The sequence below is a fragment of the Actinoplanes rectilineatus genome (assembly GCF_000962825.1).
Classification (GTDB): Bacteria; Actinomycetota; Actinomycetes; order Mycobacteriales; family Micromonosporaceae; genus Actinoplanes; species Actinoplanes rectilineatus.
Map to the genome: position 1 here is coordinate 1 of NZ_JZKF01000151.1, position 9,659 is coordinate 9,659.

The window sequence follows — 9,659 nt, forward strand, 5'->3', positions numbered from 1 at the left end:
CCCCCGGGATACCGCGCCCAGCCCGTCCACGCCTGGCAACACGACCTCGTCACCCAGCGATACCCCCACCTCTACGCCGACGGCACCCTGCAACCCCTCGACGGCCACCTCGACGCCGTCCCCACCGCCGCCCTGCGCACCCTGCTCACCGACACCGGCCACTACCTCAAGGTGTCCCTCGACATCCAAGTCACCTCCACCCGCCGCAGCATCAGCATCGCCAGCACCCGCAACGGACCCGCCCTCTCCACCCTGCTACACACCCTCACCGCCGACGAACAACACCTCATCCTGCTCGCCGAAACCGCCGGCGCCGCCGTACCCGCCGGCAGCGGCCGCGACCTCTCCGCCATCCTGCGCACCGGACTCACCGGCCGGCTCCAACCCGGCGAACACGCCGTCCCCGGCGGCGCCCTCCCCGCCCACGACCCCACCACCGGCCGCACCGTGCTCGCCGGGCTCCTCGACGACTACGACGGCACCGCCGCCCAATGGCTCGACGACTACACCCGGCTCCTCCTGCCACCCCTGCTCCGGCTCGCCACCAAAGGCATCGCCCTCGAAGCCCACCTGCAGAACTGCCTCCCCACCTTCCTCAACGGACGACCCCACCGCCTCGCCCTGCGCGACTTCGCCGGACTCCGCCTGCACCCCGGCCGCCTCGCCGACGCCGGACACACCATCGACCTCTGGCCCGGATCCGTCATCACCACCGACGACCCCGACATCCTGCGCGCCAAACTCGGATACACCGCCCTGCAGGCCCACCTCGGCGAACTCGTCATCAACCTCCCCCTCGGCGAGGACCACGCCTGGCGCATCGTCCGCGACGTCGTCGACCACACCTACGACACCCTCGGCGGCCACCCCGACCACGCCGCCTTCACCGCACCGACCGTCCCCCACAAAGCCCTCGTCCGCATGCGCCTCACCGGCGAAGGCGACCTCTACATCCCGGTCAGGAACCCCCTGCATGCTGCCTGACAGCCTCAAAACGCCGGTCTGCGCCTACATTTACGACAAATCAGTGTTGAGGGCCCGCGTCGCGGAACTCCGCGCCAACCTCCCCACCGGAACCACCCTCCTGTACGCCGTCAAAGCCAACGGCCACCCCGACGTCGTCCACACCCTCGCCCAGGAATGCGACGGCCTCGAAGTCGCCTCCGGCGGCGAACTCGACCTCGCCATCACCGCCGGCGCCCGCCGCATCGCCTTCGGCGGCCCCGCCAAAACCGACCGCGAACTCGCCGCCGCCGTCGCCGCAGGCGCACTGATCAACGTCGAGAGCGCCCACGAACTCCAGCGCCTCGCCGGCCTCGGCCTGCACACCGACATCTGCCTGCGCGTCAACCGCCGCGGACCCACCCTCACCGGCAGCCACACCATGACCGGCACCGCCACCCCCTTCGGCATCGACGAAACCCAACTCGACGACGTCCTGGCGACCATCCCCGACGGCCTGAGAGTCATCGGATTCCACCTGCACGCCGTCTCCAACAACCTCGACGGCCCGGCACACGCCCGATTCATCACCGACGCCATCACCTGGTCCCAGCGATACGGCCCACAAATCCGCGTGGTCAACGTCGGAGGTGGCATCGGCATCGACTACCGCACCACCACCTCCATGGACCTCACACCCCTGAAACAGATCACCGTGCCCGCCGGCATCGACCTGATCCTCGAACCCGGACGCTGGCTGACCGCCGACGCCGGCCGCTACGCCGCCGAAGTCATCGACCTCAAAACCACCCACGGACGCACCTTCGCCGTCCTCCGCGGCGGCACCCACCACTTCCGGCTCCCCGCCGCCTGGGGCTACAGCCACCCCTTCACCATTCATCACGTCGACACATGGAACCGGCCCTACCCCCGGCCCGAAGTCACCGACGTGACGATCGACGCGGTCGGCGAACTCTGCACCCCCCGCGACGTCCTCACCCGCGACCAGCACGTCGACCACCTCCGCGTCGGCGACGTCCTGATCTTCGACCGCACCGGCGCGTACGGCTGGGACATCAGCCACCACGACTTCCTACGCCACGACCCACCCCAATTCGTCATCCTCTGAAAGCCCACGGCACCCGCCTGCCGACACCGACTCCACGAGGACCCGTGCCCGCCAACACCCGCCTGCCCCTCCTCGTAACCGCACTGTGCCTGCTCGCCGCCGGCACCACCGCCTGCGAGCCGTCCGGTGACCACCACGCCCGGCCCACCACATCCGGCACCACCCCGGCATCCGGCCGAGTGAACCTGCTCGCCGAAGACTGGAGCCACCTCCCGGGCGGAACCGTCGAACCCGGCGGCGTACGCATCCACGGCCTCGGACGACAGATCGTGCTCCAAGACGGCACCGGCGGACAACCCCACCCACCGGTGAACCTGCGCGGCCCACAACTCACCGTCCACGGCGACTTTCACATCCGCGCGACACTGCACCGCCCCGCCGGCCAGACCGCCTCCCTGTACCTGTACGGCGAAGTACCGATCGTCTACGACGAATGGCTACAGAACCGGCAAGGCCTACGAATCACGATCACGGAACACCAGCTGAACCTGACCGTCTGGGACGGCCACTCCGCCACCCCGGCCACGAACCGGACCACGCCGGTCACATCACCCACCACGATCACCGTCACCCTCGAACGTCACGACGGCAACCTGACGCTGACCACCGACGACACCCACATGTCCGCCCCGGATCCCGGAGTCTTCGACACGGGCACCGTCACCTTCGGCGCCGACGCCGACCCCGACGCACCGGACTGGACCCTCAACACCCTGGAAGCGACAGCACGCAACACCGGCAGCGTCACAGTCCGCGACACCCGGACACCAGCACAGCAGACCCCACCCCCGGACTCCCTGCGCGCCCTGGCGGAGACCACCAGCCGCCGGCTACCCATCGGGGCCGCGATGGCAGCCGAACCACTGGTCAGCGACGACGGCTACCGCGCCCTGGCCACCACCCAGTTCTCGATGCTCACCACCGAGAACGCCCTCAAACCCCAGTTCGTCCACCCCGGCCCGAACACCTACAACTTCGCGGAAGGCGACCTGCTGGCCGACTTCGCAGCCGCCAACCACATGACGATGCACGCACACACCCTGGTCTTCGGCGAGGCCAACCCACGCTGGATGCAACAACTCGACCCCGCCGACCGGGAACGCGCGATGACCGAACACATCAGCACCGTCGCCGGCCACTACCGCGGCCGGGTCGCGGAATGGGACGTCGTCAACGAACCACTGTCACCCGAAGACGACGGACCCGACGGCCGCCCAGGCCTGCGCGAACACCTCTGGCAGCAAGCCATGGGCGAGTCGTACATCGACAAGGCGTTCACCGCCGCCCACACCGCCGACCCCGACGCCACGCTGTACCTCAACGAGTTCGGCGCCGAAGCCGACGGCCCCCGCTGGGACGCCCTGTACGACCTGGTCGCCCGCCTCAAGGACCGCGGCGTGCCCATCGACGGAGTGGGCTTCCAAAGTCACATCCACGAAGCCGGCGACCACATCGACCCCGCCGTACTCCGATCCCACATCGCCGACCTGGCCGAACTCGGCCTGTCCGCGCGCATCTCCGAAATCGACGTGTACGGCGAATCACCCCGCGTCCAGGCCACCCAGTTCGCCGGCGTGCTCAGTGCCTGCCTGTCCGAGCCGACCTGCACCTCGTTCACCACCTGGGGCATCACCGACCGCTACGGCTCCACCGCCGAACACGACAGCTACCCACTGGAACCCGGCGACGAACTGCCCTGGGACCAGCGACTACGCCCCAAGCCCGCCGTCGCCGCCCTGCAGAACACCCTGCGAGCCGCCCGCCGCTGACACCCCCAGTGGTCAGCGTCCCCCTGCACAGCCGGCCGCTACTGCGACACCTACTCGGGCATAGCGTTCGGCGATGTCTTCTGGCATCGGGGATCGCATGAGTACAAGTTCGTAGAAGATTGGCGCGCAGGAGGCGATCAGAACGGTTCGTGCGTCGATGTCTTCAACGGCCTCACCTCGGCGGACTGCTCGTTCGATGGCGACAGCAGCGCGGGCGTAGCGGTTCTCCCAGAATGACCGGAGCGCGTGGGCCGCGGCCGGTGAGCGGAACGACGCCGCGACGAGTGCCCGGGTGATCGATGGTTCTTCCGTCAAAGCGGCGGCGATCTGGCGGTTGATGGCGACCAGGTCGTCCAGTAATGAACCGGTGTCCGGCGGTTCCCACGGGTGTTCGCGGGCGGCGTCGAGGGAGTCGGCGAGAAGGCTGCCGGTGTCGCGCCAGCGGCGGTAGACGGTGGTGCGATGGACTCCCGACAGCGCGGCGACCGCGTCCATGGTCACGGCTTCGTAGCCGCCATCCAGCAGCAACGACGCGACGGCGTCGAGTACGCGTTCGCGCGTGCGGGCGGTTCGGCCGCCGGGCCGGGTTACTCCGGGGACCGCGAAAGGGACTTGCGCATCCGACGCCATGTGCCTAATGCTACATCCGTAGCATTTAAGGAGGGAAGCTGATGCCACCGCCTGAGACAGCGCTGTGCCGCGAGATAGTCCTGCCGTCGGGTTGGGCACCGTACGCCGTGGCGGGGGACGCCACCGGGAACTTGTGGATGACGATTCTGACTCCCCAGGGACTCGCACGATTCATGCCTGCCGAAACCTCGGTCGACGGTGAGGCAGATTTCACGTTCCGGCACGAGCGCCTTCCTCGCAGTGACGGTCATCCGATGCTGCTGGCCGTCGCCACCGACGGCGCGCTCTGGTGCACCCGCACCGACGATCGGCTGAGCCGCCGAGACGCCTCCGGCGACCACACGGTGATCGACCTGGCATCCGGATCGGCGCCTTACGGCATCGCCGCTGCGCCTGACGGAGGAGTCTGGTTCACCGCACCGGGGCTCAACCAGATTGGCAGGGTGGTCACCGCCTCGGGCGACTTGACCATGCTCGACCTGCCGGTCCCCGACGCGCGGGCGGCGATGCTCACCGTCGATGTTGCAGGCCGGCCGTGGGTTGCGCTCAACGCCGCCAGTGCCCTCGCTTACGTGAACGACGGTGCGGTGCAGATTGTCGAACTACCCAGTGGCAGGGCGCCTGCCGCGCCGGTCGGCATCGCCGCCTCCGAGGCGGGGATCTGGTACGCGGACATCGCTGGAGGGTGCGTTGGTCGTGTCGATCCGTCCGGCTCGGTAGAGAAAATCAGCTTCGCCGACGCCGCATGCCGGCCACACGCCGTCGCGGCCGACACCGACGGCGGATGCTGGGTCACGCTGTGGGGCTCTGGCCAACTGGCCCGGATCACGGCCGACGGTGACGTGACCCTTCACCAATTACCCGGACGAGAGCCTCATGGGTTGTGGGTCGAGGACTGTCTGGTGTGGGTGGCGATGGAGAGCGGCTCCTTGGTCGCGGTCGAGAAGGGCGAGAGCGCGTGAGCGAAGAGATCTCTTTCGAGGTTGACGGCGGCACAGTGGCCGCCCTGGATCACGGCGGCGCCGGGCATCCCGTATTGCTCGTGCACGGCAGCGGGCACAACGCCGCCGCATGGGAAGCGGTAGTGGCAGGCCTTCTGCCACGACATCGGGTGATCGCCGTCGACCTACGCGGCCACGGCCACAGCACCGCCGAGTCGAAAAACGCAGAACAGTACTGGCGTGATCTGGCCGTTGTCGTTGCCGCATCGGGTTGGGAAAGTCCGTTGTTGGTCGGTCACTCCACCGGCGGCTACGCCGTCACCGCGGTCACTGCCGCAGGCCTCGTCGAGCCCAGCGGGATCTGCATCATCGACGGGCTGGTCCTCGACGACCGGCAGACCGCCTCCCGTACTCTCGGGCAATTTCGCACCCCGCAGGCCGCCGAGGAACTGCGGCGTACGTTCGGGTACGGCCGCCGTTTCGATGCCGCACAACGTGACGCCTGGGTTGAGGAACAGGCGGCCGGCGCCGCAACCGACTGGCTCAACGCCGGCGCTGATCCCGAACTCGTACGCGCGGTCGGTGCACGAAGCTTCCTCAGCGATGGCGGCGGCGTGTTCACCCGAAGGCCCACGACAGAAGAGATCGCGGCCACGACCACCGCGCCACCGGACGCGCCGGTGTATCCCAGCATCGACGTCTACGAACGGATCACCTGCCCGATGACCATCGTGCTGGCCCGCCATGGCTTCTACGCGGACCGGCGCGACAAGATCACCGCCATCGTGCAGACCGCACCTCAGCGACGCCTCGTAGAGATCGCATCCGGACACAACATCGTCATGACACACCCCCAGGAACTGACAGCTGCCATTACGGCCATGACGACCTGAAGGCACGACAATCGGCCCCCCGGCTGAACGGCTCGCAGCGCCGTCGCCGCGGCAGAGAGATCTACGCGATCGACGATGCGCCCGGCAAATCGGGTCGGCATACGGACGGCGTCTCGTCGGGGTTGGGGGCTCCTTAACGGATGCGCGACCAGGGATCAAGAAGTCGATCTAGGAAGTGGTCGCGGCGTCGACTACAGGTTCTCGATGTAGCCGGCGGCGATGTCCTCGGGCGGGTGGGTGTAGCGGTGGATGTAGCGCTGCGACTGATGGCCGAGTCGGCGCTCGAGTTCGTAGGCGTCCCTGCCGGTGGCCTCGGCGAGCGCGAAGGCAAAGCTGTGCCGAAGGTCATGGGGCCTGAGCGGGCTGATGTGCCGGGCTGGGTCGCCGTGTTCGGCGTCGTGCCAGCGGCCGATTGCTCGCAGATCGGATTGATCGAGCGCGGGGAGAGCCGGCCGTCGGGGCGCCGTGAGCCGATCGAGGCGGCGGACAGGAACAGCGCGGCCGGTCCGGCGTCGGCGGGGCGCTCGTGTGCGAGGTAGTCGGCCAGGGCGGTGCGGCCGTCGGCGCCGAGGAACACGGTACGGCTGGTGCCGCCTTTGCCTCGTACGCCGCTGATCTTCGCCTTCTTGGCCGCGCGCAGCTCCTGCGGGATGTTCGGGGTGATCTGGTCCAGGTCGAGGTTGACCAGTTCCTCGCGTCGTAGCCCGGTGCCGAGCAGGATGTGCACGATCGCGCGGTCGCGCAGCGGCCGGGCGTGGCCGTGCAGCTCGCCGACCGCGCTGCGGCGGCGGCTCTTGTGCTGGTGGAAGCGCGGCAGCCGGTCGAGCACGTTCTTCAGGGTGCGGACCTGCCCCGGCGTCAGCGCGCGGGGTTCGAGTGGCGGCAGCGGCAGGTCGCCGACCTTGGCGCACGTCACGGCCAGGCAGCCGTCCGGCACCAGCGGTGAGTCAGTCATACGTACACCGTGCCTGACATAGCGGCCAGGGGGTGGCCGCTATGTCAAGTCCGCACGTGTACCGAATCCCGGCACCTGGACCGATCTGGTCGGTCGGCGAAGCCGTCCTTTGGGTTTGAGGTGCGGCTTGCCGCACTACCCCTAAACCTTCCTAGGATCATAGTTTGAAGGGGGAGGGCGTCCTGGGGACGCCGGTGATGTCAGTAGTCCTCGGTCTGACTGCGGATCACCCAGAGGGTGCCGCCGTTCGACGACTGGGCGCGCGTCTTGGCGTTGTAGCCCAACGTCCAGAACCAGCCGTCAGCCGGCTCGACCGTGCTCGGGTTCGCCTGGTCGTAGAGGCCGGAGTCGTACAGCGGCACCGGCGTCCCACTCCAGGTGCCCGCCGGGTTGTCGATCATCATGCCGAAGGTGGGGCGGACGCCGTCGCTGGCACGGTTGCCGTAGGTGAACAGCACCTTCCCCGACGAGGTCTTCAACAGGTGATGCGAGCTGGCCAGCACACCGGTGAAGGACTGGAACGTGTAGGACGGCGTCGCCGCGTACGCGTTCCAGCGCGCGATGATGACCGGGCTGGCGTGCCGGTACGACGGGTTCGCGGTGTCCAGATTCTCCGACCGGACCGCGGTGACCACCGTGTCGCCGATCTGCACGAAGCTCGGCTCGGAATACCGCCGGCCGACCGGATTGTCATTCGCGATGATCTTGTGGAAGCCGGTGACCAGCAGGCGGGGCGCGACGGTCGCCCGCCAGGTGGCCCGCATGAAGAAAGCCCCACCGGCCGCGCCGTCCTGGTAGAACGGGATCAGCACCTGATCGGTCTGACCGCCGCTGTCGGCCAGGGCCAGCACCGCGCCATGGCTGGCGATGCCGGTCGGCGCCCCCGGATAGGTCAACTGCTCCGGCGCGGTGAACCGGGTCCAGCCCGGCTTCCACACCGAGTAATACACCTTGCCCGCCGTGAAGAACGTGAGCACCACACTGCCGTCGTTCATCCGGCCCAGTTTCGGGTCCCGGGTGTCCCAGCCGTCCACCACACTCGGGTCGGCGAACGCGTTGGCCGGAGCCGACCAGCCATTGCCGTCACTCCAGAACGACAGCTGGATCGTGCTCTCCACACCGGCGTGCTCGGTGGACCGGTGCCACACCGCCATCAGCCGCCCGTCGGCCAGCTTCACCACGTCCGGGAACCGCGCCTCGAACGGATCCTCCTCCTGCGTGATCTTGTGAATGATGTCCACCGCGGCCTGCGCCGGCCGCGGTGCCACCGCCACCACCAGAACCGCCGCCGACACTGCCGCCACAACCCGGAAAAGCTTCCGCATGTCTCCCCGCTCGATCGACCGACATCGTGATCGACACGATGCCGGAAAAGAGAGAACCGACGATGGCCAGTGGCGGAACCCCGACTGAATCACCGGTCCCGCCGAACGCGGCGATGCGCACGGTATCCCCGAGGACGTCACCTGGTTCCCCGCGCTCTGCACCGCCCACACCATCACGCTGTGAACCCGAAACCTTCTGCCGGCCCCTGGGCGGTGACACCCACCCTCGACGACACGCCGCCGAACGAGTGACGATCCGGTGCGTGTCGGCAGCGGCCAGCGATCGTGCACCACATGATCAAAACTAGGTTCGCCGCCGTCTTCGCCCTGGTCACCGCCCTCGCCGGCACGCCGACACCGGCCACCGCCGCAATCGGCACCGCCCCCACCTGCCCGATCGTGGAGGACAGACTCACCGCCTCCGCCGTCGCCCCCAAGGAGATCGCGCTCGACCGGATCACCCCCGAACCGGTCTGGCGGGTCAGCTGCGGCACCCTCTACCGCAGCGACAGCCGCGGACCCGACGTCATCTTCGCCGCCGGATTCACCCCCAAGGACTGGACCGCCGGACAGTACGACGTCGCCAAGTACGTCCTGGTCAACCAGCCCTCCCCGTACGTCTCCACCTCCTACGACCACGACCTCTACAAGACCTGGTACAAATCCGGCTGGAACTACTACATCGACGCCCCCGGCGGTATCGACGTCAACAAGACCATCGGCGACACCCACAAATGGGCCGACCAGGTCGAAGTGGCCTTCCCCGGCGGCATCAAACGCGAATACGTCATCGGCGTCTGCCCGGTCGACAAGACCACCAAGACCGAGAAGATGACCGACTGCCAGAGCAACCCGCACTACAAACCCTGGCACTGACCCGGGCCCACAGGGATGCAGCACATCCGACGTCCCATCACATCTCCACTGATGGACAGCGACCGGAAGGCATCCCGTGATCTTCGAGGAATACGTCAGGCGCCGGGGCCAATCCCTGATGCGCCTGGCGTACCTGCTCACCGGCGACCCCCACCTCGCCGAAGACCTGACCCAGACCGCACTGACCGACGCCTACCGC

The 9,659-nt window shown here is 68.2% G+C and carries 9 protein-coding genes and 1 pseudogene; 6 read left to right on the forward strand and 4 right to left on the reverse strand.

What is annotated here, in order from left to right; translation table 11 throughout:
* The 3 genes from WH85_RS53950 to WH85_RS44935 all read left to right on the forward strand — a co-directional run.
* Positions 1 to 984: IucA/IucC family C-terminal-domain containing protein (locus WH85_RS53950; protein WP_045748344.1), on the forward strand; the 984-nt coding region annotated here is incomplete at its 5' end.
* The gene (locus WH85_RS44930) at positions 974 to 2,071 is read left to right on the forward strand and encodes a type III PLP-dependent enzyme domain-containing protein (protein ID WP_045748345.1); all 1,098 of its coding nucleotides are present in this window, start codon (positions 974 to 976) and stop codon (positions 2,069 to 2,071) included. The genes WH85_RS53950 and WH85_RS44930, both read left to right, overlap by 11 nt.
* Positions 2,072 to 2,115: 44 nt before the next feature.
* Entirely contained in the window at positions 2,116 to 3,840 is a 1,725-nt protein-coding gene (locus WH85_RS44935; protein WP_045748346.1) for an endo-1,4-beta-xylanase, read from the forward strand.
* 12 nt (positions 3,841 to 3,852) lie between these two features.
* On the opposite strand, the gene WH85_RS44940 is transcribed toward WH85_RS44935, so the two are convergent.
* A complete protein-coding gene (locus WH85_RS44940) occupies positions 3,853 to 4,470 on the reverse strand; it encodes a TetR/AcrR family transcriptional regulator (protein ID WP_083449751.1) in 618 nt (205 codons plus the stop codon).
* Positions 4,471 to 4,511: 41 nt separating this feature from the next.
* Between WH85_RS44940 and WH85_RS44945 the strand changes: the two genes are divergently transcribed.
* Together WH85_RS44945 and WH85_RS44950 are read left to right on the forward strand one after the other, a co-directional pair.
* A complete protein-coding gene (locus tag WH85_RS44945) occupies positions 4,512 to 5,432 on the forward strand; it encodes a Vgb family protein (protein ID WP_045748347.1) in 921 nt (306 codons plus the stop codon).
* Entirely contained in the window at positions 5,429 to 6,304 is an 876-nt protein-coding gene (locus WH85_RS44950; RefSeq protein WP_045748348.1) for an alpha/beta fold hydrolase, read from the forward strand. The genes WH85_RS44945 and WH85_RS44950 overlap by 4 nt, the downstream gene beginning before the upstream one ends.
* Before the next feature lie 191 nt (positions 6,305 to 6,495).
* Here WH85_RS44950 and WH85_RS54300 read toward each other — a convergent pair whose 3' ends face one another.
* The 3 genes and pseudogenes from WH85_RS54300 to WH85_RS44960 all read right to left on the reverse strand — a co-directional run bounded on the left by WH85_RS54300 (position 6,496) and on the right by WH85_RS44960 (position 8,584).
* A complete protein-coding gene (locus tag WH85_RS54300) occupies positions 6,496 to 6,726 on the reverse strand; it encodes a tyrosine-type recombinase/integrase (protein WP_169792577.1) in 231 nt (76 codons plus the stop codon).
* Positions 6,726 to 7,259 (reverse strand): annotated as a pseudogene (locus WH85_RS54305) (tyrosine-type recombinase/integrase); the annotation flags it as partial. The gene WH85_RS54300 and the pseudogene WH85_RS54305, both read right to left, overlap by 1 nt.
* Positions 7,260 to 7,459: 200 nt before the next feature.
* Complete coding sequence (locus tag WH85_RS44960) at positions 7,460 to 8,584, reverse strand: hypothetical protein (RefSeq protein WP_045748349.1); 1,125 nt, start codon at positions 8,582 to 8,584, stop codon at positions 7,460 to 7,462.
* A gap of 282 nt (positions 8,585 to 8,866) precedes the next feature.
* Between WH85_RS44960 and WH85_RS44965 the strand changes: the two genes are divergently transcribed.
* Positions 8,867 to 9,460 (forward strand): ADP-ribosyltransferase, encoded by a 594-nt coding sequence (locus WH85_RS44965; protein ID WP_157411625.1) that lies wholly within the window; start codon positions 8,867 to 8,869, stop codon positions 9,458 to 9,460.
* The last annotated feature ends 199 nt before the right edge of the window (positions 9,461 to 9,659 follow it).